Source organism: Arthrobacter sp. D1-29 (assembly GCF_054130585.1).
Window position 1 is genome coordinate 4,689,317 of the sequence record NZ_CP096383.1, and the last position, 25,307, is coordinate 4,714,623.

General features: G+C 65.7%; 28 protein-coding genes and 1 riboswitch. Of the genes, 15 read left to right on the top strand and 13 right to left on the bottom strand.

The features are described 5' to 3' along the window. Window positions 1-31: 31 nt before the first annotated feature. The gene (locus M1E17_RS21345) at window positions 32-451 is read left to right on the top strand and encodes a VOC family protein (protein ID WP_457963993.1); all 420 of its coding nucleotides are present in this window, start codon (window positions 32-34) and stop codon (window positions 449-451) included. A 34-nt stretch (window positions 452-485) separates the two neighbouring features. Here the strand turns inward: M1E17_RS21345 and M1E17_RS21350 are convergent, their stop codons facing one another. Together M1E17_RS21350 and M1E17_RS21355 are read right to left on the bottom strand one after the other, a co-directional pair. Beyond that, window positions 486-887, bottom strand: a complete 402-nt coding sequence (locus M1E17_RS21350; RefSeq protein ID WP_457963994.1) for a YccF domain-containing protein — start codon at window positions 885-887, stop codon at window positions 486-488. Between the two features lie 108 nt (window positions 888-995). Continuing rightward, on the bottom strand, window positions 996-1,592 hold the full coding sequence (locus M1E17_RS21355; RefSeq protein ID WP_457963996.1) for a phosphoribosylanthranilate isomerase: 597 nt from the start codon (window positions 1,590-1,592) through the stop codon (window positions 996-998). 297 nt (window positions 1,593-1,889) lie between these two features. Here M1E17_RS21355 and M1E17_RS21360 point away from each other — a divergent pair, with 297 nt between their 5' ends. Beyond that, complete coding sequence (locus M1E17_RS21360) at window positions 1,890-3,584, top strand: FG-GAP-like repeat-containing protein (RefSeq protein ID WP_457963998.1); 1,695 nt, start codon at window positions 1,890-1,892, stop codon at window positions 3,582-3,584. 132 nt (window positions 3,585-3,716) lie between these two features. Beyond that, window positions 3,717-4,382: a HutD/Ves family protein gene (locus tag M1E17_RS21365; protein ID WP_457964000.1), complete on the top strand. Its 666-nt coding sequence runs from the start codon at window positions 3,717-3,719 to the stop codon at window positions 4,380-4,382. A gap of 134 nt (window positions 4,383-4,516) precedes the next feature. On the opposite strand, the gene M1E17_RS21370 is transcribed toward M1E17_RS21365, so the two are convergent. Next, complete coding sequence (locus M1E17_RS21370; protein ID WP_457964002.1) at window positions 4,517-5,701, bottom strand: integrase catalytic domain-containing protein; 1,185 nt, start codon at window positions 5,699-5,701, stop codon at window positions 4,517-4,519. A 166-nt stretch (window positions 5,702-5,867) separates the two neighbouring features. On the opposite strand from M1E17_RS21370, the gene M1E17_RS21375 reads away from it, so the two are divergent. The 5 genes from M1E17_RS21375 to M1E17_RS21395 all read left to right on the top strand — a co-directional run bounded on the left by M1E17_RS21375 (window position 5,868) and on the right by M1E17_RS21395 (window position 9,188). Next, window positions 5,868-6,398, top strand: coding sequence for a ferritin (locus M1E17_RS21375; protein WP_267276647.1), 531 nt, complete (start codon window positions 5,868-5,870; stop codon window positions 6,396-6,398). Between the two features lie 145 nt (window positions 6,399-6,543). Continuing rightward, window positions 6,544-6,609, top strand: a riboswitch (guanidine-III (ykkC-III) riboswitch). A gap of 9 nt (window positions 6,610-6,618) precedes the next feature. Further along, complete coding sequence (locus M1E17_RS21380; protein ID WP_457964004.1) at window positions 6,619-6,942, top strand: DMT family transporter; 324 nt, start codon at window positions 6,619-6,621, stop codon at window positions 6,940-6,942. After that, window positions 6,942-7,322: a DMT family transporter gene (locus tag M1E17_RS21385; protein WP_457964006.1), complete on the top strand. Its 381-nt coding sequence runs from the start codon at window positions 6,942-6,944 to the stop codon at window positions 7,320-7,322. The genes M1E17_RS21380 and M1E17_RS21385 overlap by 1 nt, the downstream gene beginning before the upstream one ends. A 43-nt stretch (window positions 7,323-7,365) precedes the next feature. Next, entirely contained in the window at window positions 7,366-7,992 is a 627-nt protein-coding gene (locus M1E17_RS21390) for a nucleoside/nucleotide kinase family protein (RefSeq protein ID WP_457964007.1), read from the top strand. Between the two features lie 179 nt (window positions 7,993-8,171). Next, window positions 8,172-9,188 carry an aldo/keto reductase gene (locus M1E17_RS21395; protein WP_457964008.1) on the top strand — a complete coding sequence of 339 codons (1,017 nt, stop codon included), beginning with the start codon at window positions 8,172-8,174 and terminating at the stop codon, window positions 9,186-9,188. Here the strand turns inward: M1E17_RS21395 and M1E17_RS21400 are convergent. After that, window positions 9,185-9,967: a hypothetical protein gene (locus M1E17_RS21400; protein WP_457964010.1), complete on the bottom strand. Its 783-nt coding sequence runs from the start codon at window positions 9,965-9,967 to the stop codon at window positions 9,185-9,187. The two genes, M1E17_RS21395 and M1E17_RS21400, sit on opposite strands and share 4 nt — an antisense overlap. Continuing rightward, window positions 9,964-10,899 (bottom strand): ABC transporter ATP-binding protein, encoded by a 936-nt coding sequence (locus M1E17_RS21405; protein WP_457964011.1) that lies wholly within the window; start codon window positions 10,897-10,899, stop codon window positions 9,964-9,966. Before M1E17_RS21405 ends, M1E17_RS21400 begins: the two co-directional genes overlap by 4 nt. A 102-nt stretch (window positions 10,900-11,001) precedes the next feature. Between M1E17_RS21405 and M1E17_RS21410 the strand changes: the two genes are divergently transcribed. Continuing rightward, on the top strand, window positions 11,002-11,652 hold the full coding sequence (locus M1E17_RS21410) for an MBL fold metallo-hydrolase (RefSeq protein WP_457964012.1): 651 nt from the start codon (window positions 11,002-11,004) through the stop codon (window positions 11,650-11,652). Between the two features lie 244 nt (window positions 11,653-11,896). Here M1E17_RS21410 and M1E17_RS21415 read toward each other — a convergent pair whose 3' ends face one another. Then, on the bottom strand, window positions 11,897-13,813 hold the full coding sequence (locus M1E17_RS21415) for a DEAD/DEAH box helicase (protein ID WP_457964014.1): 1,917 nt from the start codon (window positions 13,811-13,813) through the stop codon (window positions 11,897-11,899). 335 nt (window positions 13,814-14,148) lie between these two features. On the opposite strand from M1E17_RS21415, the gene M1E17_RS21420 reads away from it, so the two are divergent. Next, complete coding sequence (locus tag M1E17_RS21420) at window positions 14,149-14,874, top strand: class I SAM-dependent methyltransferase (RefSeq protein ID WP_457964015.1); 726 nt, start codon at window positions 14,149-14,151, stop codon at window positions 14,872-14,874. A gap of 95 nt (window positions 14,875-14,969) precedes the next feature. On the opposite strand, the gene M1E17_RS21425 is transcribed toward M1E17_RS21420, so the two are convergent. After that, complete coding sequence (locus tag M1E17_RS21425; protein WP_457964016.1) at window positions 14,970-16,379, bottom strand: MFS transporter; 1,410 nt, start codon at window positions 16,377-16,379, stop codon at window positions 14,970-14,972. 119 nt (window positions 16,380-16,498) lie between these two features. Between M1E17_RS21425 and soxR the strand changes: the two genes are divergently transcribed. Further along, a complete protein-coding gene (soxR, locus tag M1E17_RS21430; RefSeq protein ID WP_457964017.1) occupies window positions 16,499-16,993 on the top strand; it encodes a redox-sensitive transcriptional activator SoxR in 495 nt (164 codons plus the stop codon). A gap of 149 nt (window positions 16,994-17,142) precedes the next feature. Then, window positions 17,143-18,066, top strand: coding sequence for a tRNA (guanosine(46)-N7)-methyltransferase TrmB (trmB, locus tag M1E17_RS21435; protein WP_457964018.1), 924 nt, complete (start codon window positions 17,143-17,145; stop codon window positions 18,064-18,066). Between the two features lie 2 nt (window positions 18,067-18,068). On the opposite strand, the gene M1E17_RS21440 is transcribed toward trmB, so the two are convergent. Both M1E17_RS21440 and M1E17_RS21445 read right to left on the bottom strand, forming a co-directional pair. Further along, window positions 18,069-18,515: a hypothetical protein gene (locus M1E17_RS21440; protein WP_457964019.1), complete on the bottom strand. Its 447-nt coding sequence runs from the start codon at window positions 18,513-18,515 to the stop codon at window positions 18,069-18,071. Window positions 18,516-18,589: 74 nt separating this feature from the next. Next, window positions 18,590-20,194, bottom strand: a complete 1,605-nt coding sequence (locus M1E17_RS21445) for a hypothetical protein (RefSeq protein ID WP_457964021.1) — start codon at window positions 20,192-20,194, stop codon at window positions 18,590-18,592. A 257-nt stretch (window positions 20,195-20,451) separates the two neighbouring features. Here M1E17_RS21445 and M1E17_RS21450 point away from each other — a divergent pair, with 257 nt between their 5' ends. Together M1E17_RS21450 and M1E17_RS21455 are read left to right on the top strand one after the other, a co-directional pair. Then, window positions 20,452-21,294: a DUF1206 domain-containing protein gene (locus M1E17_RS21450; RefSeq protein WP_457964023.1), complete on the top strand. Its 843-nt coding sequence runs from the start codon at window positions 20,452-20,454 to the stop codon at window positions 21,292-21,294. An 82-nt stretch (window positions 21,295-21,376) separates the two neighbouring features. Beyond that, window positions 21,377-21,871 (top strand): type II toxin-antitoxin system RatA family toxin, encoded by a 495-nt coding sequence (locus tag M1E17_RS21455; protein WP_457964025.1) that lies wholly within the window; start codon window positions 21,377-21,379, stop codon window positions 21,869-21,871. A gap of 21 nt (window positions 21,872-21,892) precedes the next feature. Here M1E17_RS21455 and M1E17_RS21460 read toward each other — a convergent pair whose 3' ends face one another. Both M1E17_RS21460 and M1E17_RS21465 read right to left on the bottom strand, forming a co-directional pair. Next, window positions 21,893-22,555 carry an anti-sigma factor family protein gene (locus M1E17_RS21460; protein ID WP_457964027.1) on the bottom strand — a complete coding sequence of 221 codons (663 nt, stop codon included), beginning with the start codon at window positions 22,553-22,555 and terminating at the stop codon, window positions 21,893-21,895. Further along, window positions 22,552-23,052, bottom strand: coding sequence for a sigma-70 family RNA polymerase sigma factor (locus M1E17_RS21465; RefSeq protein ID WP_457967879.1), 501 nt, complete (start codon window positions 23,050-23,052; stop codon window positions 22,552-22,554). The genes M1E17_RS21460 and M1E17_RS21465 overlap by 4 nt, the downstream gene beginning before the upstream one ends. Before the next feature lie 162 nt (window positions 23,053-23,214). Here M1E17_RS21465 and M1E17_RS21470 point away from each other — a divergent pair, with 162 nt between their 5' ends. After that, a complete protein-coding gene (locus tag M1E17_RS21470) occupies window positions 23,215-23,754 on the top strand; it encodes a COG4315 family predicted lipoprotein (RefSeq protein WP_457964028.1) in 540 nt (179 codons plus the stop codon). A 108-nt stretch (window positions 23,755-23,862) separates the two neighbouring features. Here the strand turns inward: M1E17_RS21470 and M1E17_RS21475 are convergent, their stop codons facing one another. Both M1E17_RS21475 and M1E17_RS21480 read right to left on the bottom strand, forming a co-directional pair. Then, window positions 23,863-24,675 carry a hypothetical protein gene (locus tag M1E17_RS21475; RefSeq protein WP_457964029.1) on the bottom strand — a complete coding sequence of 271 codons (813 nt, stop codon included), beginning with the start codon at window positions 24,673-24,675 and terminating at the stop codon, window positions 23,863-23,865. Then, window positions 24,668-25,246, bottom strand: coding sequence for an RNA polymerase sigma factor (locus M1E17_RS21480; RefSeq protein WP_457964030.1), 579 nt, complete (start codon window positions 25,244-25,246; stop codon window positions 24,668-24,670). Before M1E17_RS21480 ends, M1E17_RS21475 begins: the two co-directional genes overlap by 8 nt. Window positions 25,247-25,307: the final 61 nt, after the last annotated feature.

Below are 25,307 nucleotides of genomic sequence, written 5' to 3' on the forward strand. Positions count from 1 at the left end.
GGGCCGGCACAGCCAATGCAAGACTGCTCGGATGAACCTGCGAATCCAAGCCGTCTGCATCGACTCCACGAATCCCAAAGTGCCCGCAGATTTTTGGGAGAAAGCCCTGGGGTGGCGCCGGACGTATGAGGTGGAGGACGAGATAGTCCTCGAACCTCCGGCAGGCAGCCCCGAGGACGGCGTCTCACCGGACCTGCTGTTCCTCAAGGTGCCAGAGCGCAAGGAGATTAAGAACAGGCTGCACCTGGACCTTCGCCCGGAAGACCAGGCCGCGGAGGTCAAGCGCCTGCAGGAACTGGGCGCCCGCCGTGTATCGGTAGGCCAAGGGGATGACGTGACCTGGGTGGTGCTGGCGGACCCGGACGGCAACGAGTTCTGCGTGCTCCGCGCCCTCCGGACGGAGGAGCTGGAAGCCCAGGGACTGGTGCCGGGCGTTGAAACAAAGCCTTAGGGCACGTTGCCGCCGCACCCGAAACGTGTGGCTATTAGCGGTAGCTGGTGACGAACGGCGCGTCAGTGGGAACGATCTGTTTGCCCAGCGGCATCAGGGACACCGGGATCAGCTTGAGGTTGGCGATGGCCAGCGGGATGCCGATGATGGTGATGGCCATGGCAAAGGCGGTGACCACGTGCCCGATCGCGATCCAGATCCCAGCCACCAGCAGCCAGATCACGTTGCCCAGCAGCGAGAAGATGCCAGTTCCGCCAGGCTTGTCCACCACTGTGCGCCCGAACGGCCACAGCGTATACGCGGCAATCCGGAATGAGGCGATCCCCCACGGAATGGTGATGATAAGCAGGCAGCAGATAATTCCAGCAAGGAAATAGCCAAGGGCAAGCCAGAAGCCGCCAAAGATCAGCCAGATGATGTTGAGCAGTGTCTTCATCTGTCCATTGTGCCCTGAGGGGTCTGACAAAACCTCAGGGGCTGCCCTGATTGTCCCCTGAGCGGTCAGCCTGGTTGGCTGGTCGCCCGGCCCAGGTGTCCTGAGGAACTAGCCCTTGGCTGCATGGACGAAGGCGCGGATTTTCTCCAGGTCCTTCACCCCGCGGGAAACCTCGACGCCGGAAGACACGTCAACTCCCCACGCACCTGCAGCAGCGGAAGCCTCTGCGACGTTGGCGGAATCAAGGCCGCCGGCCAGCAGCCAGTGACGGCCCTCCAGTCCAGCCGTCCTGACCGAACTGTAATCCCATGCCTCGCCGGAGCCGGGGACGGCGGCGTCCACCAGCAGGAGTTCCTCGCCCCAGTTGCCGAAGGCTGCCTGCCCCGCCCCCATGGTGACCGCCCTGATCAGTTTCATGCCGGCGTCGTGGACGGTAGCGACGTCCCCAGGGGTGCGCTCCCCGTGCAACTGGACCCACTGCAGCCCGGCGGCGCGGGCAATGGCCACCGCATCCGCGGCAGGCTCGTGCCGGAAGACGCCAACGGCCGTAACGCCGTCGGGAACGCTGTCCAGGAGGGCTGGCACCTGCGACGGCGACACCACACGGGGGCTGGCCGTCAGGACAAAGCCGACAGCGTCCGCTCCGGCGGCCACGGCCTCCCGGACAGATTCGGGCGTACTCAGCCCGCACACTTTGACGAACATTCCGTGCTCCTTAAGGCAGACTTCACATTGTCCCCCGGAGGAGGTTAGCAGGGAAGGGCTGCCGATGTGACCCCTTCCAAAGGCACTGGTTCTCCCGCTCAATCAAGTCCCTGAACTGGGTAGCTGCTTCGGCAACTTCAGATCCGTGCCATTCCGGCCCACACACTTAGTTGAATCCGCCGGACACACCCCTAATGAGTGGTCCTTCCGCCAACCCGAACTATCACGGGGGTCTTAATTGCGGTTGAGGCAATCAGAGTGCTGCGTATACCCAATCTGACGCTAGGGTGTGTGCTTATGCGCAGTCTTTCCTTCATCCGTGCCGGTGCCGCCGCTGTTCTTGCGCTGATGCTCTTGGCCGCACCGATCGTCGCGGATGCCGCCTACGCCGCCCAGGCTGAGACCAACACCATCGCCGTCGGCCGACTTCCGCAGGGGGTGGCTGTTGATCCGGTGACGCACACCGCCTATGTCGTCAACACTGAAGACGGAACTGTTTCCGTCATCAATGGGAACACGGTGACCAGCACCATCCCTGTAGGCGATCACCCTTTGGGGGTGGCAGTGGATCCCGTTACGCACACTGTCTACGTCACGAACGGCGGCAGCCAGTCGGTGTCCGTGATCAAGGGCAACACCGTGACCGGCACCATCCCTGTCGACAGCAGCCCTTATGGAGTGGCGGTGGACCCGGAGACGCACAGGGTCTACGTCACCCACCCTTACGCCAACGTGGTCTCTGTGGTTAGTGGAGCTGCCGTTACCAGCACTATCCCGGTCGGGAATGGACCGCACGGGGTGGCGGTGGATCTGGCGACGCACACGGTCTACATTGCGAACCTCTACGACGGCACCGTATCCGTGATTGACGGAACCGCTGTCAGCAGCACCATAACTGTTGGTGTCGGACCTCTGGGAGTGGCGGTGGATCCGGGGACGCACACCGTCTACGTCACCAACCCCTCGGCGAGCAGCGTGAGTGTTATTAACGGGACGACCGTGACCGGCAGCATTGCCTTCGGCAACAGGACTCCGAATTGGGTGGCGGTCGATCCGCGGACACACACCATTTATGTGACCCACGTATATTCGGACAAAGTGTCAGTGGTTAACGGAACCACGGTGACCAGCATCATTTCCGTCGGAAGCGCACCAGTGGGAGTGGCGGTGGATTCCACGATGCAAACGGTCTATGTCACGAACGCTGTCAGCGGGACAGTGTCAGTGATCACGAACTTAGTCAAAAAGGGCTTCGATGCTGATGGCCACCCTGACGTTTTGGCCCGTGATGGCAGCGGTGCCCTCTGGCTTTACCCGGGCAACGGCACCGGCGGATGGCTGACCCCGGTCCAGGTCGGCTCCGGCTGGAACGTCATGACCGCCATCGTAGGCCCAGGCGACTTCAATGGCGACGGCCACGCAGACGTCACGGCCCGCGACGGCAACGGTGCCCTCTGGCTTTACCCCGGCAACGGCACCGGCGGATGGCTAACCCCGGTCCAGGTCGGCTCCGGCTGGAACGTCATGACCGCCATCGTAGGCCCAGGCGACTTCAATGGCGACGGCCACGCAGACGTCACGGCCCGCGACGGCAACGGTGCCCTCTGGCTTTACCCCGGCAACGGCACCGGCGGATGGCTAACCCCGGTCCAGGTCGGCTCCGGCTGGAACGTCATGACCGCCATCGTAGGCCCAGGCGACTTCAATGGCGACGGCCACGCAGACGTCACGGCCCGCGACGGCAACGGTGCCCTCTGGCTTTACCCGGGCAACGGCACCGGCGGATGGCTGACCCCGGTCCAGGTCGGCTCCGGCTGGAACGTCATGACCGCCATCGTAGGCCCAGGCGACTTCAATGGCGACGGCCACGCAGACGTCACGGCCCGCGACGGCAACGGTGCCCTCTGGCTTTACCCCGGCAACGGCACCGGCGGATGGCTAACCCCCGTCCAAGTCGGCTCCGGCTGGAACGTCATGACCGCCATCATCTAACTCCGCCACATTGTGGAACGTCCTATAAGGGCCGAGCTGTATGTAGTTACTCCACCGGTTCAGTCACAGCTTCACCGATCGCTCCACAGGCTTCCTAGGGCCAGCAGCCACGCAGGCAACTAGGCTGGACGGATGGAGATCATCCGTTATGCAGAGCTCAGGCCCCAACCATGGCGCAACGGCGGTGGTGTGACCCGGGAACTGGCCAGCCATCCCAAAGCAGCCTCCGCCCAGGATGGTGCCTGGGATTGGCGCGTGAGCATCGCCGAAGTCAGCAAGGCAGGCGACTTCTCGGGGTTCCCCGGGATGGAACGCGTGCTGACCGTGATCGACGGTGAACTGCTCCTCCTGACCGTCGACGGCGCCGAGCACCCGCTGGAAAAATACCGGCCCTTCAGGTTCTCCGGCGAAGCCGCCAGCCACGGCGCACTGCCCACGGGTGACATCCGGGACCTGAACGTCATTACCCGGACCGGTTCCTTCAAGGGCTACACGTCCATCATCGAGCTGTCCAAGAAGCGCGCCCACCCCCTCTTTGAGGGCCAGCTGGGCGTCCTGCTGCAGGGCCAAGCCACTGTCAGCGCGGGTGCAGCAGAGGAAGCCGGAGATGGTGCCGAACAAGACAGTGCCGAACATGACAGTGCAAAACCGGAAGCCGCCGCCCCGGCAGCGGAACCCGAGGCACTGAGCCGTTACGACGCCGTCGTGGGTTCTGATGAGCGCTCCCCCGAAATCCTGGGCCGCGGATTCCTGGCGGTGGTCTCGATTGACCGCGTGGCGGGCGAGGGAGCAGGGTAAAGCCACCCTTGGTTACGTGAGCCTTTCCACACCCTGTTGCCTCATTGCAATACCTCCGGCAAGGGTGATTCGTTGCCTCATTTGAAAACCTCCGGCTGAGTGCTTCGTTGCCTCATTGAAAAACCTCCGGCTTGTTAGCTGTTCCAAGCCCTGTTGACAGGTTTGACGGCGGCGGGACTCTTTGCCCGGGAGAGGGTCTCCAGCTGGGCGGTGAGTGCCAGGATCTGGCGTGAGAGGCTGCCGGGTTTGATCTGTTTGAAGGCGGCATTCATCCGGATGATCGGGCGCTTACGCATCTTCTCGTGCCGGATCGCCCGCTGGTGGGGTGTGGCCGGCGCGTCGTGTTTCTTGGTCACTTTTGCGCCGTGCCGTTGTTTCTGAATGAGTTTTTGCTGGGGCAGCAGGTAGTTAGTGAAGAGCCGGTCCAGCTCCCAGATTTCGTTGAGTTTCCCGAGCTCCCCGGTGGTGTCGTAGCGGAGGTAGCCGACCAGTTCCCGGACCCTTGCCCAGTTCTTTTGCTCCACGTGGGCGCCGTCGTTCTTGTTGCCTGGGCGGGACCGGGTGAAGGTGATCTGGTGTGCGTGGCAGTAAGCGAGCAGTTGCTCATTGATGAACTCGGAGCCGTTGTCCGAGTCGATCCCGATGATCGGGAAAGGGAACACCGCGATGACGTGTTCGAGGGCCTCGAAGACCCATTTGGCCGCCTTGTTCCGCACCGACCGGTTCACCGTCCAGCCCGTGGAAATATCGGTCACCGTCAGGGTGAAACAGAACTCCCCGAAGCTGTTGCCGCCCTCATGTCCAACCAGATCAATCTCCACGAATCCCGGGACGGCGTCGTCCCACTCGGCCCAGGTCCGGACCGGGATCTGGGATTTCAGGAGGGTGCCGGGCTTGGTATGGGACCGTCCCCGGGGGAAGAGTTTCGCCCGTTCACCGACGAGTTTGCGGTCGATCGTCGCCGCGCTCATGCGCATCAGCAGATCAGCCTGCCTGTCGGTGATCACCAGCTCTTTGTCCCGGCGCAGCAGCGGTACCAGGACCGGCAGCATCGGGGCCAGCAGCCTGCCGGCAGGGGCACGCAACACAGCCCAGCACCTGATCAGCGGGTCCAGCAGATCAGGGCCGTACACGGGCTTCCGGCCCGGCCTGGGCCTGACAACTTTCAGGACCAAGGCGCCCCGCAGAGCCGCCCGGGCGTAATCGCGGTGCCAACCGGTCAGCTCGACCAGCTCGTTCAAGATCCGGGACTTCCCCGCCCGATCCGCCGTCTTGTAAGCGAGAGCCTTCTTCTTCGTCACAGCCTGCCGTTGGATCATCGTTAGCTCCATGAAAACGGGCATAGCCCCAATCCGCTGCCACCACCGCGAACCACGCCGCTACGCGGAGGTTTTCAAATGAGGCAACGTATCCGGCTACGCGGAGGTTTTCTATGAGTCAACGCGCACACTGGCCACACCTGGGTTCCATCCATAGACTCGGGCTATGACCTCCACATCCTTCAATTCGCTCCTGTCCACCCAGATCGGCAACGAGTTCACCGCCTCGCAGCAGTACATCGCCGTGGCCACCTGGTTCGCCAACCAGGACCTCCCGCAGCTGGCGCGCTACTTCTACCGGCAGTCCGTGGAAGAGCGGAACCACGCCATGATGATGGTGCAGTACATGCTGGACCGGGACATCGCCTTCACCATTCCCGGCGTCCCCGCGGTCCGCAACGACTTCTCCTCGGTGACCGAACCACTGGCGCTTGCGCTGCAGCAGGAAAAGGAAGTCACCGCCAACATCGAAGCCCTCTTCCGTGCGGCCCGCGGCGAGGATGATGCCCTGGGTGAACAGTTCATGCTGTGGTTCCTCAAGGAGCAGGTGGAGGAAGTGGCCTCGATGACCACGCTGCTGAACATAGCCGAGCGTGCGGACAACCTGTTCGACATCGAGAACTTCATCGCCCGCGAGTCCATCGGCGACGGCGGCCGCGACTCCGCCGCCCCCGCGGCTGCCGGCGGCGCCCTCTAGTCCGCCCCGCCCTCAACTGAGCAGCGCTAACTGTCGTTTTGAACCCTCAAAACGACAGTTAGCGCGACCTACTTGGGGACGGAGCCCGGTGGTGAGGTTGGCCACCAACCCGGCCAGCCGCAGGCCGGTATTGCTAGGCTGGAAAGCAAGGTTCCGCAGTGGGGCCTCCGGACGACGGATCAGTACCCGGCACGCGACAAGACTGGCCAAAGGATCTGTCATGTCGTGGTTAATCCTCATCCTCTCCGGAGCGCTGGAAGCCGTCTGGGCCGCCGCCCTGCACCGCACCTTCCAGGCCACCGGCCGCCGCAGGGTCCTGCCCGCCGCACTCTTCCTGGCCTCCGTCCTGGCCAGTACCGGCGGACTCGCGATCGCCATGCAATCCATCCCCACCGGAACCGCCTACGCCGTGTGGGTGGGGGTGGGCGTGGTGCTGACCAGTGCGTATGCCATCATCACCAAGGTGGAACGGCCGACGGCGGCGCGCCTGCTGCTGCTCGCCGGCATCGCCGCCTGCGTGGTTGGCCTGAAGGTGGTGGCATAGTGCTGCAACGCTCCGTTCCGTGGCTGGTGCTGCTGGCTTCCGCCATTTTGGAAGCTGTCTGGGCAACGGCACTTGGACTGTCTGACGGCTTCACCAGGCCGCTGCCCACCGCCGTCTTCGCCACCACCGCCACACTGAGCATGCTGGGGCTGGGCATCGCGGTCAAAAGCATCCCCCTGGGCACCGCCTACGCCGTTTGGGTAGGAATCGGCGCCGGGCTGACCGTGGCCTGGGCGATGGCCACCGGTGCCGAGCCCTTCAGCCTGCTCAAAGTGCTGTTCATCGGCGGCATTGTGGTGTGTGCGGCCGGGCTCAAGGCATTGGCCGGCGAACCCGGCAACTCCGCTGCCCCGCCGGCGGCCGCGCGTAGCCGCCGGTAGCGCAAAAGCCTCTGGAATCCAGCGGGCGGTTTAGGATTTTGGCATGGACTCCCCCGAGATAATGCAGGCCCTGGACGCGCTGCGCCTCAGAGTAGCCGGGGGCAGCCGGACCCTGCTGGGCATTGCGGGCGCCCCCGGGTCCGGTAAATCCACCTTCGCCGAGTGGATCCGGCAGCAATTCGGCCCGGAGCAGGCCGTGGTGGTGCCCATGGACGGGTTCCACCTGGGCAACGCCATCATCGACGGCACTCCGCTGAGGCAGCGGAAAGGCGCCATCGACACGTTCGACGCCGGCGGGTACCTTTCGCTGCTCCAACGGCTGGTGCGCCGGGACGAAGACGTGGTGTATGCCCCGGAATTCCGGCGCTCCATCGACGAGCCCGTGGCGGCTTCCATCGCGGTCCCGGCCAGCATTCCGCTGGTCATCACCGAGGGCAACTACCTGCTGGCGGACACCCCTGCCTGGAAGCAGGTGCGGGCCCAGCTGGACGAAGTGTGGTTCGTTGACACCCCTGCGGATTTGCGGCTGGAACGGCTGGTGGCCAGGCACGAGGCGTTTGGCATGGAGCGTTCCGCCGCAGTGGCCTGGGCGCAGGGCCCGGACGAAGCCAACGCCGTTCTCATCGAGGCCACCCGCCTCGGAGCTGACCGGATCATCCCCTGGGGCTGAGTTTCCCGCACCGAGGGGTGAGATGTCGGCGCCAAGCCTTTGCCGGAACGCCGGGATCTCACCCCTCGATGAGGCGCATGGCGGGTGAGCGCGGGCGCGTGCCCGGAATAGTTCGGAATACTGGGGCCGAGGCGGAGGTTCTTGGCTGGGACACCACTTTGAGCGAACGGAGCCAATTTATGAAACCCGCACCCGCAGCATTGGTACAGCTGGCCCAGGGCCTGGAGGTCAGTCCGCTGGGGTTCGGGGGGATGGCCCTCACGCCCGTCTACGGCGGGGTGGATCCGGCCGAGGCGCTGAAAACCCTGCATCACGCCGTAGACGCGGGCGTCAGCTTCATCGACACCGCCGACATCTACGACGGCGGCAGCAACGAAGAACTGATCGCGCACCTGCTCAAGGACCGCCGGGACGAGGTCCAGCTGGCCACCAAGTTCGGGCTGGTGGGGAGCCCGGCCACCGGATACTCAGATATCCGCGGTGATGCCCCGTACGTCCGGCAAGCCGTGGAGAACAGCCTTCGCCGGCTCGGAACGGACACCATCGACCTCTACTACATGCACCGCCGGGATCTCCGGACTCCGCTCGCCGAAACAGTGGGGGCCATGGCGGAGCTCGTGGAACAGGGCAAGGTCCGGCATCTGGGTTTATCCGAGGTGACGGCCGAGGAGCTGCGCGAGGCCCACGCAGTGCATCCTATTGCCGCAGTGCAAAGCGAATGGTCCATCTGGAGCCGGGACGTGGAGCGCAACGTTGTTCCGGCCGCCGCCGAGCTGGGGGTGGGCTTTGTTCCGTACTCGCCGCTGGGCAGGGGGTTCCTCACCGGCACCGTTGACGCTTCACAGCTGGGCGAAAATGACTTCCGACGCCGGATCCCGCGTTTCGCCGCAGACGCCGCCGACGCGAACCAGGCTGTTGTGGCCGCCGTCCGGCTGGTTGCCACGGTGCTTGACGCAACCTCTGCCCAGGTGGCACTTGCCTGGCTGCTGGCGCAAGGCAGGCGGTTCGGCCTTCCTGTTGTCCCCATCCCCGGCACGCGCAAAACCCACCGGATCGACGAGAACCTGGGCGCCCTCGCCCTGGACCTGACCCCGGCGCAACAGGAGGCGCTGGACTTGGCGGCGGACGCCGTCGTCGGCTCCCGCTCGGCTGATCCCAAATGGGTGTCTGAGGGGCGCGAGGAGGCAGCCTCCTAGGCTTCGCCCCGTTCCGTGATCCACCAGCCGATCCCCAGGGGAAGCGCGTACCAGATGGCCACGGACGTGCAAGCCTCAAGGACGGACGGGGCTTCGGGACCGCCGGCGATAACGGCAATCGCGGTAATGGTGCTGAGGTAGCCGCTGGCGTCCGGCAGCAGGGTGATGATGAGGCCGTTGCCTACCAGCGTGATGAGAATGACGGCCACGATGGTCAGGGCTGTTCGCCGGATGGCCGCGGCCAGTGCAACGCCGAACATGGTGCCCAGCAGGCAGGCGGCCAGTCCGCTGCCGATGACTCCGGCGGAGTCCTGGAAGACGTCGGCGGGGGCGGCGTTCCCCATGGTGAGGCCTGCGGTGACGGCCGAGCAGAGGAGCACAAAGAGCTGCAGGGCCAGCGCCACCGCCACGGCCGCCACCACCTTGGCCCAGAACTGTCCGGTCCTGCCGCGCAGCAACGGGTAGTAGACAAAGGTGGTGCGGTGCGAGAAGTCAGAGGTCATTCCGAGTATCCCGATCAGCGGCATCGCCAGGCCCGTGAAAAGGCCGATGCCTCCTGCATACCCGGCGAACGTCATGGGCGTGCCCTGGCTCTGGCTGAACAGTGCCAATCCTGCTACCAGCGCCGCGGCCAGAGCAGCGAGGACGGCCAGGATGGCGAAGGAACTCCGGGTATCCAGCAACTTTCGGATCTCCACCCACGTCAGGAGAGCGAAGCTGACCTGGCGTTTGGGCGTCTGGGTCTGGAGCGTGCCGGTGGACTCAGTGTGTTGCGTCATGCTGTGGGCTCCAGGGCGTTGTTTCGGCTGGCGAATTCACCGGATGTCAGGGCAAGGAACTTCTCTTCCAAGGCCGAGTCGGTCACGTTGGACAGGTGGGTGAGGGCTATTCCGTGGGCGAGGCACGCCTGGCCGATGTCCTCAGGCGCTGCCTCCACGATGAACGTGTCACCTGTGCGGCTGTACTGCCAACCCAGCCCCGCGAACACCTCCGGGAGGCGCGTTGGATCTGCGGCGGATACCTTGGTACCGGCGCTGACGCTGAATTCTGCCACCCGGCCGGCTGCCACCACCCGGCCCCGGTCGATCATGACAATGTGGTCCGCCACTGCCTGCACGTCCCGGAGCAGGTGGCTCGACAGAAGCACCGTGCCGCCCTGGGACGTGAAGTGCTTCAGGAATCTGCGCACCCACACGGCACCATCGGCGTCGAGCCCGTTCGTCGGTTCGTCCAACACCAGGAACTGCGGACCTGCCAGGATGGCCAGGCCAAGGACCAGACGCTGGCGCATCCCGAGCGACAGGGATGACACCCGTTTGCCCCGGACCGTCACCAGGCCGGTCAGGATGAGTACCTCCTCGATGCGCGGGTCCGCCACTCCCAGGAGCAGGGCGTTCAGCTTCAGGGTCTCGCGCACGGACCTGCCCGGGTGAAGCGCTGTGGGATCCAGGACAAACCCGATGGCGCGGCCAGGGTGCACCAGGTCCGCACGCCTGCGCCCGGCGAAGAGGACTTCCCCGGTGTCGGCGCGGCTGAGGCCGGCAGCGATGCGCAGCGTGGTGGACTTCCCGGCACCGTTCGGCCCAAGGAACGCGGTGACCGAACCCGGCGGGCAAATGAAGCTGACAGAATCCACCACCGCCCTCCCGGCATAGGCCTTGGTGACGCCAATGAAGGCAATTCCGGACGCGGTTTCAGACTGTAACGCCAATGAAGCGTTCCTTCCCCCTAGGTAACTTCCTTGCGGAACCTAGCACAAAATGCCGGTTGCGCGTTGCGACGGCGTGACTTGCGGCTTCGTAGACTGATGCCTATGGATACGCTCATTCACTCCTCAGACAGCATTACTGTCCGCCGGATCTCCGTCAGCGAGGTGGACAACAATGTGTATCTGCTCACCGCCAGGAAATCCGGGGCGCAGCTCCTGATCGACGCGGCCGACGACCTTCCTGCCATCCAGGCGCTGCTTGCTGAGTCCGCCGCGGACAGTGCTGTCCCTCCGAAACTGGAGCTGATTGCCACCACCCACCAGCACTGGGACCACGTCCGGGCCCTGCCCGCCCTGGTGGAAGCAAGCGGGGCGCGGACGGCAGCCGGAAAGGACGACGCACCGGAACTGCCGGTGGCTGTTGATGTCCTACTGGACCACGGAGACCGCTACGCCTTGGACGGGTTCGAGGTGACAGCGGTGCACCTGCGCGGCCACACCCCGGGCTCCATCGCCTTGGTCTACCAGGACCCCGAGGGGCCGGCGCACATCTTTTCCGGGGATTCCCTGTTCCCGGGCGGCGTGGGGAACACCCAGAAGGACGCCTCCCGGTTTGAGCAACTCATCACCGATGTCAGCGAACGCCTCTTTGACGTATATCCGGACAGCACGGTGGTCCACCCGGGGCACGGCAAGCCCACCACCCTTGGCGAGGAGCGTCCCCATCTTCAGGAATGGCGCGCCCGCGGATGGTGAGCCCGGGCCGCGTTTTGCCGGCCTGGCCCGCTGCTCGTAAACCGCTACTAAAACCGCACTAAAAAGGACGGCCGCACCCTGGATTCAGGGTGCGGCCGTCCTTTTGTTCAGAAATCCAGGGCCCACGACCGCCGAGTTCCCTGACCGTGGATCCGCGCCGGCGAGGGACCCGGCCCGAGCTTGCGAGGGCAGGGAGCCGGTGTGGCCCTGCGAGGTTAGGGAGCGGTTGGGGATCTAGCGGTCTTTAGCGGCCGCGGCGTTCGTTGGACGCCGGAGCCGACGCGCGGCGGGGGCCACTGCGGGCAGGACGGCCTTCGCCGGACCGGCCGGAGCCGCCGTTGCCTGCATACGATCCGCCGGAGGTTCCACCGGTGTTGGAGGACCAAACAGCCTTGTTGCCGCCGGCGCTGCCTGCGGAGGCACCGGCACGCTGGCCGGATCCGCCGGTGCGGGCGCCGGCTGCAGCCGTGCGGGAGCCGGTTCCGGCTGCACGCTGGCCGGTGGCGGGTCGGCCGTTGCGCTGGCCACCGGTTGAAGCCGGCCGGCCGGTGCCGCCGCGGGGAGCATCGCTACGGGTTACGCGGGAGTCCGCACGGCCGTCTGAACCGCGGCCAGCCGATGAGCGGCCACCTGCCGCGGGGACGTCGTTGCGGTGCGTGGAAGCGGTGCCACGGCCACGGGCATTGCGCCGCGCTGCAGCTGCGGCAATGGCGCGGTCCTCGTTCTGCTCAATGACACGGTCTGCAGCATTGCGGGCAGCGGCCTGGCCTTCGTAGGCCACGGCACGGCGCTCCGCGCGCGGGATGTCGGAGCGGGTGGGCTCGGCGGAGACCCTTCCACGTCCACCGCGTCCGCCACGGCCACCTGCGGTGGGTGCCGCCTGGGTAGTGCGGCGGGCACGCTTGCGCTCGGCGTTGGCACCCGTGGAGGTGCCGCCGCCCTGATTGGCCTTGGCGGCCAGCAGGGCTGCCCGGGTGCGGGGATCGATCTTGTCGGCCATTTCGCCCACGAGTTCTGCAACCAGCGGGGAGTTGGCGGTGACGCGCTCGAAGCTGACCTCGACGCCGGCAGCCTTCATCAGCTTCTTGACGTCGGTCTGCTGCTCCGGGAGGGTCAGTGTGACCACGGTGCCGTCTGAGCCGGCGCGTGCCGTCCGTCCCGAGCGGTGCAGGTAAGCCTTGTGCTCGGTGGGCGGGTCTACGTGGATCACCAGTTCGACGTCGTCCACGTGGACGCCGCGGGCAGCGACGTCGGTGGCCACCAGGACGCGGACGTCACCGTTGGAGAATTCGGCCAGGTTCCGGTCACGGGCATTCTGCGAGAGGTTGCCGTGCAGATCAACGGCGGGGATCCCGGCGTCGGTCAGGGTCTTGGCCAGCTTGCGGGCGTGGTGCTTGGTCCGCATAAAGAGGACGCGGCGGCCGGCTCCTGAGGCGAGTTCCACGATCAGCTGCTTCTTGACTGTCTGGTCGTTGACCACCAGGACGTGGTGTTCCATGGTGGTCACCGCGGCCTGCGGGTCATCCACGGAGTGGGTCAGCGGGTTGGACAGGTAGCGCTGGACGATCTTGTCCACACCGTTGTCCAGCGTGGCGGAGAAGAGCAGGCGCTGGCCCTGGCTGGGGGTCATGTCCATGAGCTTCTTGACCACGGGCAGGAAGCCGAGGTCGGCCATGTGGTCGGCCTCGTCCAGGACGGTGATTTCCACGGCCTCAAGGGTCAGGATGCGCTGGCGGATCAGGTCCTCCAGGCGGCCCGGGCAGGCAATGACGATGTCGACGCCGGAGCGCAGCGCCTTTTCCTGGCGGGCCTGGGAGATGCCGCCGTAGATCACGGTGGTGTTCAGGCCGGCGGCCTTGGCCAGCGGCTCGATGGTGGCGTTGATCTGGGTGGCCAGTTCACGGGTGGGTGCCAGGACCAGGCCCATGGGGCGGCCGGGCTTGCGGAAGTGCTTGGCTTCCCGCTCAGCGAGTCGTGCTACAAGCGGGATGGCGAAAGCGATGGTCTTGCCGGAGCCGGTGCGGCCGCGGCCCAGGACGTCGCGTCCTGCCAGGGTGTCCGGAAGGGTCTTGACCTGGATGGGAAACGGTTCAGTGATTCCCTGTGCGGTGAGCGTGTCAGCAAGGGCTTTGGGCGTGCCAAGGGCAGCAAATGTAGTCAAAGTCAAAGGTCTTTCAGGCGGTATCCGTGCGGATATCGGCCCCCGATGCCGGTTGGCTCAAGGGTTCGCCGAAGAAAAGTCAGGTGATCAACCGGCCTGCTGCCACTTATGCAAAGCGGCGGCCGGGACCAAATAGAACGCGTTCATCGACGCAGGATGTGCCTCTCACATGAAAAAAGCCCAGTCCCTAAATGAAGGGAACCCGGGCATCACTGCACATCAAGTTCCCCAAGCTTACCATCCCGCCGCGCTTGACCCCGCCGCGGGTCCCCTTGCCCTCCCGGGCGCGGCCCGAGGCGTTGCCAGCGGGCGCCCTCCTGGAGCACGCTTGAGGCATGACTGAACAGGGCGGACATCACCACCACAAGACGGACGACGGCGGCACCCGGCTCACCGATGAACCCACCCAAAGTGCCGCTGAAGCCTGGGACGAGCGGTACAGCAGCAAGCCGAAGCTCTGGAGCGGCAAGCCCAACCCGCAACTGGTCCGCGAGGGAGGCGGGCTCCGGCCAGGCAAGGCACTGGACCTGGGGTGCGGCGAGGGCGCCGACGCCATCTGGCTCGCCCAGCAGGGCTGGACCGTCACCGCCGTCGACGTTTCCGCCGTCGCCCTGGCACGCGCCGCCGCGCACGAAAAGGCCGCGCTGGAGCGCGAAAGCGTCCACGCCGAAGGTCCTGGCGAGATTCCGAGCCGCATCCACTGGGAACAGTGCGACCTCGAGGAGTGGAAGCCCGTGGGAACGTACGACCTCGTCTCCTCCCAGTTCCTGCACTCGCCGCAACTGGCATGGCAGGGTCCGCTGCGGACAGCCGCCGCCGCAGTCAAGCCCGGTGGCACACTGCTGATCGTGGGCCACCACCCGGACCGGCTGCCGCCATGGGGCAACCACACCTCCCATGAGATGTTCTATACCCCGGCCCAGCTGGTGGAGGAACTTGGCCTCGACTCGCCGGAATGGCTGGTGGAGGTCAACACCACGCGTGACCGGCGCGTAGCAGGGCCTGACGGGCAGGAAGCCGTCATCGGCGATACCGTGCTCCGGGCTACCCGGCTGTCCTGACCGCCGCACCTCCCCCTACCACCCCTCGGAGTTTTTGTCCAGATACGGCGGGTTCCAGGCAGTTTTGCTCGCCGCATCTGGACAAAAACTCCGGGTCAGGGGGAGACGCGGGGGGCCACCGCCACGCCGACGGCGGCAAGCACGGCAGCCAGGGCGAAGACGCCACTGAACGATCCTGACGTCGTCGTGAATGCCGCGAAAACGATGCCGGTGGTGGCGAGCGCCAACGCCCCGCCGAGGGAATCGGAAATGGACATGGCCGAGCTGTTGAAGCCCTGGTCCTCCTTGGCGGACAGCGCCAGCGTCATCACGCTGAGCCGGGGGTACAGGAGCCCCATGCCTCCGCCGGCGAAGATCCAGCCGGCAATCGCGACGGCGGCGGACCAGTTAAGCGCGGTGGTTGCCAGTGCCAGGATGATGGCGCCCAGCACCAGCACCGATCCGATCCGCACCGCCGCGCTGTGGGACAGCCGGGTGCCGAGCCTGCCCTGGATCGCCGAAGCGCCCGCCCAGGCCAACGCACCGCCCGTGAGGGTGAGCCCCGCGAACGTTGGCGGGAAGGAGTACTGCTCAATCAGCAGGTAGGGCAGGTAGACCTCTGCACCGAAGAATGCCGCCGAGGCCAGCCCCCGGGTGAGGATCACGGTGGGCAGTCCGCGCCGGGACGTCAGCGTTCCCCGCGGCACCAGCGGACGCACAGCCGCCAGGGCAATGGCGACGGCGACGACGGCCAAGACGGCGGCCGCGGCGGGAACCCCGGGAATCCGGACCCCGGCGGACAGGTTCAGTCCCAGAACGGCCAGGGCGGCGAGCGCCGCCCACCCCATGCGGCCAACAGCCCATGGCGGCTTGGCCGCACCGCTCCCGTCCTTCTGTTCCCGTGCCATCCCCCGGAGTACCGGCACGATCATCACCAGGGCAGGAATCACCAGGCCAACCACGCCAAGGAACACCCAGTGCCAGCTGAGCACCTGCGCCACGATCCCCGCTGCGAACGGTCCGATCAGGGACGGGATAACCCAGGCGGCTGAGAAGGCCGCGAAAATCTTCGGATGGAGCAGTGCCGGATATACCCGCGCCACAACAACGTAGAGTGCCACGGTCATCGCTCCGCCACCAAGCCCCTGCACCAGGCGCCCGGCCACCAGCACGGGCATGGAGGCTGCCGTGCCCGCAATCAGCAGGCCAAGGACAAACAGGACAACCGACGAATAGAGCGGCACGGCAGGCCCGCCGCGGTCCGACCAGTTGCCGGCCGCCACCATGCCAATCACGCCGGTGGCCAGCGGGCCGGCGAAGGCAAGGGCGTAGAGGCCGGCGCCGTCCAGTTCCCGGCTGACCAGGGGCATGATGGTGGTCACCGCGAGCGATTCGAAGGCGGCCAGGAACACCAGGGCACACGCGCCGATTGTCACCCACAGATACGGCCGCCGGAGGATTCCGGCGGCGGGGTGGGTGGCTGGAAGAGTCGAATCGTGCACGGTAACGGCCTGATCAGTTTTCATGGACGCAACCGTAGGACCTCAACTATGGTTGAGGTCAAGGTGGCATCCGGCTGGCGGAAGGTCGGCCCTTCGGCCCGGAATGTCCAGCCCGGAGCGCCGTTGGTCCAACAGGTGGAAGCATGCCACAGCCCGCAGGCGGAGCGCACCATACTCTCAGCGTCGGCGAGTTGTCGGACCGCAGTGGAGTGGCGGCGTCGGCTCTTCACTTTTACGAACGCAACGGCCTACTCTCCTCCGAACGCACTGCCGGCAACCAGCGGCGATACCGCCGCGACGCCCTGCGGCGGGTGGCGTTCATCCGCGTGTCGCAGCGGGTGGGCATCCCGCTCAAAGACATCCGAGCGGCCCTGGATTCCCTGCCCGAAGGCCGCACACCCACCAAGCGCGACTGGTCACGGCTCTCGCGGCTCTGGCGCACCGAACTGGATGCCCGGATCGAGGCGCTTGAACACTTGCGCCGCGACTTGGATGGCTGCATAGGCTGCGGCTGCCTGAGCCTGAAGGCCTGCCGGCTGCAGAACCCGGCGGACCAGCTGGGCTCGGCCGGAACCGGGGCGGTCCGGTGGAAGGCTGGAGCCGTCCCGCCCACAGCCTCCATGCCGCCCAGCAACTGAGGGCAAAGCCCTGCGCCCTGCTGCCACTGCTGTCGCGCTGTGGCTGTGGCTGTGGCTGTGGCTGTGGGGGCAGCCTGACACAGTTCGGGGGCCGGCCTATCCCACGGGCCGCGGTCCGGCCCTGCGAACTCTCCTCTATTCTGGAAGTGATGAGTGAATCCCCAGAATCTCCCCAGCCCCCGCACAATCCGCGGCCGGTTACGCCCGGAACACAGGCCTCGTTCGGCACTTACGGTGGCCGGCCTGTCAGCTTCGTGCGCCGCGGAACCCGGCTGCAGGGACGCCGGCAGGCCGCATGGGAAGAGCACGCCGAGCGCTGGGCCGTGGACGTTCCCCGCCATATCGCCAACACCTCCGTCCACCCTGAGTACACGTTCGACGCCGAAGCGGTGTTCGGCCGGAAGGCGCCGCTGATCGTGGAGATCGGCTCCGGTCTGGGCGATGCCATCTGTCACGCCGCGGAGCAGAACCCGGACACTGACTTCCTGGCCGTGGAGGTCTATACGCCTGGACTGGCCAACACCATCATGAAAATCAACAGCCGCGGACTGCGCAACGTCCGCGTCGTTGAGGCCAATGCTCCGGAGGTGCTTGCCACCATGCTTCCCGCCGGGTCGGTCACCGAACTGTGGGTGTTCTTCCCTGACCCCTGGCACAAGTCCCGGCACCACAAGCGCCGCCTCATCCAGCCCGCGTTCGCCGGCCTTGCCGCGCGTGCCCTGAAGAAGGGCGGCCTGTGGCGGATCGCCACCGACTGGTCCAACTATGCCGTTCACGTCCGCGACGTCCTGGCCGACTCGGAAGACTTCGAAAACCTGCACACCGGCGAGCGCCATGGGCCCGAGAGCCCGCTCACCCAGGTGTGGCAGTCCGGCGTCGAATCCCTGGTGGGTGGCGCCCCGGTCCGCGAAGGCCGTGCCCCGGTCAGCACCGAACATACCGGCCCCAACGAGGGCGTAGACGAAACGGGTGGCTGGGCGCCGCGCTTCGAAGGCAGGATCCGCACCAGCTTTGAAGCGAAGGCCCATGAGGCCGGCAGGCTGATTTTCGACCTCTGCTACCGCAGGCTCTAGCCTCAGCTGACGCTGATGGCGGCCACAATCTCTTTGAGCATACTGAGCCGCGGCTCGATCTCAGGGTTGACGCAGGGCCAGATCGCCAGGACGCCAATGAAGCGGTTGTTTTCCCACACGCCAACGGGGGCTGCCACTTTCGCCGCACCGTCAGCATCCGTGTAACCCACCACCAGGGCGTACGAGGACTTGCCCGGCAGGTTCAATTCGCCTTCGGCCAGAAGTGTTCCCGCGCGGTCTTCCAGGTAGAACTCGGAGATCAGATGCGCCCAGCCGTTTGCCTGCGCGGGACCATCAATGGTGGCGTCATCCGTGGCCACGGTCACCAGGACATTGCCCAGGAGCCCGAACTGTTCGCTGTTGGGTCCTGCGGTGGAATTGTCCAGAACCTGGGTGTGTTCGGGAAAATCTGCGGTGAAGCCAAGCGGGGATTCGATATGCACTGACATGGTTGCTCCTTCAGCAATAAGTCACGGCCGGGTGGGCCGACGATGGGGCCGGGACGGGATGCAGGACGGTCATGTCAGGGCATCCTATTGAGCGAGGAGTCGTTCGCCACCTTGTGGTACGTGGACTGGTTGACCACCACCTGGCTCTCCGTCTTGAGACCTACCTTGGCCGCCTCGAAGTCGAGTCCGACCTCATGGGTGGCGGTGGCGACGTGGTTGAGCTGCACTGTTGCGGAGCCGGCCTCGTAGAGCTTGGCGGCATCCGAGGCTGCCCCCGGGATGTTGCCCGTGGCAATGTTCCGAACGTAGCTGTCCACAAGTTCCTTGTTGTCCGAGTAATCGACGTCGATCTTCACCGTGCCCTGAGTACCTGCCGTGAACGTTGACTCGGCCTTGCCGCCCGGCCCGTCCAGCCCAGCGCTGCCGCCGGAGGCCATTGTTCCTTCCATGGAAACGGAGATCGATTCCATGTTGTTGCCGGCATCCAGTTTGACCTCCATCCCGCCTTTCCCGGATGCCTGGCACACGTGTCCGTCAAGGTCCAGCTTGCCCTGCGCTGACACTTCGCTGCTGGCTGTGGCCGTGCCATGAGTCATGCTCCGCTCATAGGCGAGGTCAAGCTGGGCCGAACCCGATGCCCCGCTTGAATCGCCCTGGGCTTTCATGGACAACGTCCCCTTGAACTTGTCATCATGCCCGGTGGCTCCGTTGTCCCGGGCGGCGTCGTTGACGGTGTCCAGAATATAGGCCGGTGGGCTGCCCGCCATATCCGTCACCTCAGACAACTCATCAGGCGGGAGATCCGACATCATCCGATCGCGGGCGGCCAGGGCTTGCGCCGCGGTATCGAACTTGTACTCCCGTGACACTTCACTGCTCCCCGTTATACCGGCGGTTCCGGAGGGATCATTGACGCCAATGCCCAGATTTCCGTATACCTTCATGGTGGCCGAGCCATCCATGTTTTCCTGGACTTTAGCTCCCACTGCAGCGCCGCCATGCAGCCAGGCGGCCTTATACTCCAGTTCCGCTTTGTCTGTCTCTACGAGGCGGGGGATGTCCTTGGAGGCAACCTTCGTCAGTTCTGCCATGGCCTGGGCCTGCGCAGACTCCGGGATCCCGCCGTCCATCAACATCAACTGCCGGGCGAACGGATCGTTATTGTCTTCGCCCTCGATCAGGTACCGCCTGTCCTCCGCCGACAGGCCGTCCCACCATTTGGCCTGTTCTTCAGGGCTTGCGTCCACCATCCGGCCCAGGTCCTGTTCCAATTCGTGGTGGCGCTCTTTGGCTTCCGCTGCTTCCTTGACCCGCTGCTCGAGCCAGTTCAGGCCGTCATTGACGATGTTGTCCAACGGGCCGGCACCCTCGCCTCCGGATGATCCCGCGTCTCCGGTACCCGCCCCTCCGGAAGATCCGGCGGATGACCTTTCCTGCTCGTCGGCGTGCTGCAAAAGAAGCTTGGAGTTGTGACGGAGAGTAGACGCCACCTGTTCCAGGTTGGGACGGTGGCTTCCGGTCCACTCCTGGCGGAACCTCTCGCCGTCGGCACCTTTCCACGGCGCGGACTGAATCTGGCCCTGCAGGGAAGAAGCCTGGCTGCTCAGCAGTGAGGCCGCCTTGTCCGCGGCCTTGGCCAGATCCCGCAACTGGCTGACGTCAGCGCCGTAAAAAGTCATGCTGTCCCCCAAAGAAGTTGGCGATCAAGGTGTATCGCCGACCCAAATCGTTGCACACCTGCCCTGGTCCCCGCGATGGGCATCCCTCCCCATCCCCACGGCAAGGGCGCCATTTGCTGGCTTGCGGTCGCCCACGGCAGCCTGCCACTCGCTGCACCTCGCCGAAGCCGAGAGTTCCCGGACTGTTGCCAGCGGGGTTCCCGTGGCACGATTGGCCTTGTGGTGGGAGGCACGCAGGACTGCGCACCACAAGGCGCTTGCACAAAGGAACCACCATCAAAAGAGAACTCAGACAGGCCGCAGACGCGGCGGAGGATGTCACCAACTCGCATGCGTTGGAGGTATTGGCCAGGGCTGGGTTCGCGGCAAGCGGCCTGCTGCATTTCCTTGTAGGGGCCATCGCCATCCGGCTCGCAATGGGCGGAAACGGCAGCGCCGACGTCAGCGGAGCGGTAGCGGAACTCTCGAGCCAGCCGGCCGGGCCGCTCCTGCTGTGGAGCAGCTTTGCAGCCTGCGCAGCCCTGGCCCTGTGGCAAGTGGGTGATGCCATCTTCGATTTCAACCATCTGCCCACCAAAGACAAAGCGCTCAAGAAGGGCAAGGCAGCCGCCCAGGCCCTGGTGTTCACCACCCTGGCACTGACGCTGGCGTCGTTCGCCATGGGCACAGGTTCGGACGAGGACAACAGCCGCTCCGCGAGTGACCTGACTATCTCCGTCATGCAGGCACCAGGCGGCGTCGCCCTCCTGGTCCTTATTGGTGCAGGCATTGCGATAGCCGGAGTGGTGTACGCGGTCCGGGGAATCAGGAAGTCCTTCAAAAAGCACCTTAGGCTCCCCTCCTCCCCCACCGCCAGGACAGCGGTCTCGGCGGTGGGCGTTGCCGGGTACGTGGCCAAGGGCGTTGTGCTGCTGCTGACGGGACTGCTTATCGCGATCGCCACACTTCAGGCCAATCCGGAGGACTCCACAGGGCTCGACGGCGGGCTGAAGGCCCTCCGTGACCAGCCCTTCGGGATCTATCTGCTGGCGGCAGTGGGTGCCGGGGTGATCTGCTACGGCCTGTACATGATGGTCCGGGCGCGCCTGGCGAGAATGTAGCCGAACACACCCTGATGCTGCCGGCTGACACCGCACTGCCGCAGCTGTCCTGCCTACCCGGCAGTCCCGCTAGGGTTGACCCATGCCCCAGGTACGCGCCGAACGCTTCATCCGCCTCGACCCCGAAACCGCCTTCGCCTTCTCCCAGACCACCGGAGCCTTCCGGCTCAAGTGGGACCCGTTCATCTCCGCCCAGGGCTTCCTGGACGGAGCGACCTCTGCCGGGAAGGGCGTCAGGACGCGGACAGTGTCGCGGCTGGGCCTGGTGATGGTGAGCGAGTACGTTTCCTACACGCCGCCCAGGAACGTGGGCATGACCATGGTGTCAGGGCCATGGTTCTTTGCGAATTTCGGCGGGGGCTGGCGGTTCACTCCCGACGACGGCGGCACGCGGGCAGTCTGGAAGTACACCTTTTCCTGCCGGCCGGCATGGTTGCGGCCGGCAGCGGAGCGGATTGGCACCTGGCTCCTGGGCCAGGAGATCGACAAGCGGATCGAAGCGTTCGCCCGGGCCTGCGAGGATCCGGCCCTGGTAGCTGAGTTTCGCCGGACCGGCAGCGGAATCAACAATCAATAACTAGCCAGCACACGACAGCTCCTACGGAACGCTGATAACCGCCACCGCCTGCTGGGTTCCGTCCCGCAGCTCCACGCTGGCGATGCTGGAGAGCTGAACTGGGGTGGCGCCGGTGACCTTGATCCTGCCGCTGGGCGTGGCGGTCCAGGCGCAGGCCCTGTCCTCTCCGCCGTCACGGTCGCGGATCCACAGCGAAAGGGTCCCGTCCAGGGGCATGCTGCTGCCGTTCACGGCAAGTTCGGTGCCCCACGTCTTCTTCGCCATGTCGATGCTGAACCGGAGGCCGTTGCCGGACTGGACGGAGTAGCTGGCGTCCGGTTGCGGGGGCCTGTTGAGCAGCGGTCCGGCGGCAAGGCCCAAGGCGAGGCAGGCGGCAGCCACGGCTCCCACGAGCGCTGCCCAACGCCGTCGTGATGTCCGACGGCGGGCCGCGAGTTCGTCAAGAACCGCCGCCGGAACCGTGGTGGCCGGCTCGGAGACGGACGCAGGGCGGCCGCCTTCCGTCAGCGCCAGCGCGTCCGGGGCGGGCAGGGCGTCCAGCAGGAGCCTCAGTTTCTGCAGTTCCGCCAGCTCAGCCCGGCAGTCCGCGCATTCCTGAAGGTGGGCTTCGAAGCGGAGTGAATCCGTGGCGTCCAGGCCGCCCAGCACGTAGGCGCCGAGCAGTTGGTGCAGCTCGCTGCTCATCGTTCCACCCCCATTTCGTCCAGGATTGTCCGCAGCGCACGCACCGCGTAGTAGGCCCGCGACTTCACGGTTCCGCTGGGGATGTTCAGCTGCGCCGCGGCCTCGTTGACCGTAAAGCGCCGGTAGTGGAGCGCCACCAGGACGGTGCGGTGTTCGGTACTGAGCCGGAGCAGCGCCTCCTCCATGAGCACCCTGTTAAGGAGTTCGTCCACCCGCTCGGCCGCCTCAGCGGGATCGGCGAGCTCCTGCTCCAGGGCTTCGGCAGGCCGCCGCTGCGCCTTGCGGTAATTGTCGATCATGATGTTCCTCGCCGTCCGGAACAGGTAGCTTCGCAGGCTTCCGCTGATATCAGGAGCCTGCTGCCAGACGCGGAGCACCGTTTCCTGAACCACGTCTTCGGCCAGCTGGGGATCCCGGGACGCGCTCAGCACAAAGCGCCGCAGGGCGCTGCCATGTTCCCGGTAGATGGCGGCCACCACGTCCTCGTCCAGCGGCATGCCCGGCCTCTCCTGTCCTAGCTTTTCCTGCTGTTCCTGCATCCGGCTGATACGACGTACAGGGGCGGCAAAAGGTTCACTTTGAACCATTCTTTACCCTGATGCGTCGTACCAGTTAGCGTCCGGTGATCAGACGCCGGGCACCAGCCAAGGAGCATTCATATGAAACAGCATCTGGGCACTGGCTTTGCGGCACTGGTCCTTGCGGCCGCGCTCTCCGGCTGCGGCGGCAGCCCCGGAACCACCACAACAACGCCAGCCGCGCCGGCTGCACCGGAGACCACCAGCAGCCCCGGGACCACGTCTGCGTCGCCGGGAACCACTTCTGCAACCGCCGACCTTAAGAAGGCAACCTCCAGCGCCGGAGAGATCGTGGTTGACGCGAAGGGCATGAGCGTCTATTTCTTCACCAAGGATGTGAAGGACTCCGGCACCAGCGCCTGCACGGGATCGTGCATCACGCTGTGGCCGCCGGTTATCACCACCGCATCAACGCCCGCTGCTGAGGGCGTCACCGGAACGCTGGGCACCATCACGACGCCGGAGGGCGCAAAGCAGGTGACCCTGAACGGCCTTCCGCTGTACTACTACGCCGAGGACAAAGAACCCGGCGACGTCAAGGGACAGGGCTTCAGCAACGTTTGGTACCTGGCCAGCCCGTCCGGGGACATGATCAAGACGGGGGCGTCGGCGGGGTACTAAGCGCACGCTGCTGAGCGGTGTAGGTGCTGGGCGGTGTGGGTGCTGGGGCAGCGTAGGTGCCTGAGTTAGAAACCGCAGGTTCCTGAGTCAGGAGGCGTTGCCCCGGAGTTATGGGCCGTGGCTGGGCAGCGGCACGGGTGGGGTGGCCGGAAGCGGCAGGGCCGGAGTGTTTCCCTCACCGTGGAGCGGCCCGCCGGGGACCGCCGGGGTGAGGTTATCCGGCACGTGGACTTCCGGGAGGGTTACCTTCCCCGACGGGGCAGGAACCGAATCGTGCGCAGCACCATGCGTGCTTTCGGTCTCCGGGACTTTTGCATCCTGAGCCGGGGCAGTTTGGTCAGCCGGAGTGGTCGGTGCTGGCTTACCGGGCTGGGCAGGCACGGGCGCGGGAACTTCGGCCGGTTTGGTCGCTGGTCCCGCACCCATGGTGGAGACGAACGACGTCACCGCCTGGTTCAGCTGGCCAAAGGAGTCACGGACACCCTGGTCCGAAGCCGCGGCAACGGCTCCTCCGGCTGCCAGTGAAACTGCTACAGAAAGAGTGGTGAGCGCGATCCGGCGCTTGGCACGGCGCCGTGCCGCCAGTTCGTCGGTCACTTTGCCGGAGCCTGCGGAGGCACCGGCAGCGGAGGCACCGGCTGCGGCCGCCGTCGAGGCAGTGGTGGCAGCCGCGTTTTGGGCCGTCAGGGCCGAGGAAGTTGACTGGACTGACGGAAGAGTCGAGGTTGCCGGGACAGCAGCAAGCCGGGCAGTTGCCGGGGCCATGAGGGCGGCCACGGCTGCCGAGGGCTCGGGCTGGCCGGCGCCCAGCGCCTGCAGCTCAAGCAGGACCGGGCGGAGCGCGCCGTCGTCGCCCAGTTCTGCCTCCAGCAGCAGCTGGTCAACAGTCCCGTTGGTGCGGGAGCCTGCGGTGTCACTCATGATCTGCCTGGTTTCTTTTGAGTGTCTGGTCTTTGAGATTTTGCAGCGCCCTGCGCTGGAGCTGCTTGATGGCACCCTGGGACTTGCCCATGATGCCGGCCACCTGTTCGATGGAGAGGTCTGCCACAACCCGCAGGGCCAGGACTTCACGGTGGTCCTCTGCCAGGCCGTCCAGCAGGGCGGCCGCCCCGCCGTCGTGGCCCAGTGCGTGGTCTTCGGCCGAGGCGGTGCTGCGCCCGTCCTGCAGCGGATCATACGGAGTGAACTCCGGCCTGCGCTCCACTCTGCGGTAGTAATCAACCATCCGGGCGTGGGCGATGGAAAACAGTAATGACTTTGCGCCTGGGAGTCCGCCTGTAAGATCGCCGATTTTGGGGAAGAAGGCCAGAAAGACGTCCTGGGTGACTGCCTCGGGATCATCAACTCCACGGGCGCGGAGGTAGCCCAACACAGCGCCGGAGAACAAACGGTAGACAGCGCTAAAAAGCACAGCCGGATCCGTGCCGGCTGTGTCTGCGAATATCTCGATGTCTTCTTCGGCCAAAATGTCAAGCACCAGCGGCTCCTCCATCCCGGGCAGCTGACCCGCGCGTCCCGGTATCCGCGCGGACTGCTCCGCGGCCTCCTTGGGC

Coding starts and splice junctions, on each gene's coding strand:
- M1E17_RS21370 (WP_457964002.1), bottom strand. CDS start 5,701: ATGATCCAACGGCAGGCTGTGACGAAGAAGAAGGCTCTCGCTTACAAG.
- M1E17_RS21480 (WP_457964030.1), bottom strand. CDS start 25,246: ATGGAGGAGCCGCTGGTGCTTGACATTTTGGCCGAAGAAGACATCGAG.
- M1E17_RS21410 (WP_457964012.1), top strand. CDS start 11,002: ATGGATACGCTCATTCACTCCTCAGACAGCATTACTGTCCGCCGGATC.
- M1E17_RS21375 (WP_267276647.1), top strand. CDS start 5,868: ATGACCTCCACATCCTTCAATTCGCTCCTGTCCACCCAGATCGGCAAC.
- M1E17_RS21360 (WP_457963998.1), top strand. CDS start 1,890: ATGCGCAGTCTTTCCTTCATCCGTGCCGGTGCCGCCGCTGTTCTTGCG.
- M1E17_RS21475 (WP_457964029.1), bottom strand. CDS start 24,675: ATGAGTGACACCGCAGGCTCCCGCACCAACGGGACTGTTGACCAGCTG.
- M1E17_RS21465 (WP_457967879.1), bottom strand. CDS start 23,052: ATGCCGCTGGACGAGGACGTGGTGGCCGCCATCTACCGGGAACATGGC.
- trmB (WP_457964018.1), top strand. CDS start 17,143: ATGAGTGAATCCCCAGAATCTCCCCAGCCCCCGCACAATCCGCGGCCG.
- M1E17_RS21365 (WP_457964000.1), top strand. CDS start 3,717: ATGGAGATCATCCGTTATGCAGAGCTCAGGCCCCAACCATGGCGCAAC.
- M1E17_RS21350 (WP_457963994.1), bottom strand. CDS start 887: ATGAAGACACTGCTCAACATCATCTGGCTGATCTTTGGCGGCTTCTGG.
- M1E17_RS21395 (WP_457964008.1), top strand. CDS start 8,172: ATGAAACCCGCACCCGCAGCATTGGTACAGCTGGCCCAGGGCCTGGAG.
- M1E17_RS21470 (WP_457964028.1), top strand. CDS start 23,215: ATGAAACAGCATCTGGGCACTGGCTTTGCGGCACTGGTCCTTGCGGCC.
- M1E17_RS21460 (WP_457964027.1), bottom strand. CDS start 22,555: ATGAGCAGCGAGCTGCACCAACTGCTCGGCGCCTACGTGCTGGGCGGC.
- soxR (WP_457964017.1), top strand. CDS start 16,499: ATGCCACAGCCCGCAGGCGGAGCGCACCATACTCTCAGCGTCGGCGAG.
- M1E17_RS21445 (WP_457964021.1), bottom strand. CDS start 20,194: ATGACTTTTTACGGCGCTGACGTCAGCCAGTTGCGGGATCTGGCCAAG.
- M1E17_RS21345 (WP_457963993.1), top strand. CDS start 32: ATGAACCTGCGAATCCAAGCCGTCTGCATCGACTCCACGAATCCCAAA.
- M1E17_RS21380 (WP_457964004.1), top strand. CDS start 6,619: ATGTCGTGGTTAATCCTCATCCTCTCCGGAGCGCTGGAAGCCGTCTGG.
- M1E17_RS21455 (WP_457964025.1), top strand. CDS start 21,377: ATGCCCCAGGTACGCGCCGAACGCTTCATCCGCCTCGACCCCGAAACC.
- M1E17_RS21420 (WP_457964015.1), top strand. CDS start 14,149: ATGACTGAACAGGGCGGACATCACCACCACAAGACGGACGACGGCGGC.
- M1E17_RS21425 (WP_457964016.1), bottom strand. CDS start 16,379: ATGAAAACTGATCAGGCCGTTACCGTGCACGATTCGACTCTTCCAGCC.
- M1E17_RS21390 (WP_457964007.1), top strand. CDS start 7,366: ATGGACTCCCCCGAGATAATGCAGGCCCTGGACGCGCTGCGCCTCAGA.
- M1E17_RS21355 (WP_457963996.1), bottom strand. CDS start 1,592: ATGTTCGTCAAAGTGTGCGGGCTGAGTACGCCCGAATCTGTCCGGGAG.
- M1E17_RS21440 (WP_457964019.1), bottom strand. CDS start 18,515: ATGTCAGTGCATATCGAATCCCCGCTTGGCTTCACCGCAGATTTTCCC.
- M1E17_RS21400 (WP_457964010.1), bottom strand. CDS start 9,967: ATGACGCAACACACTGAGTCCACCGGCACGCTCCAGACCCAGACGCCC.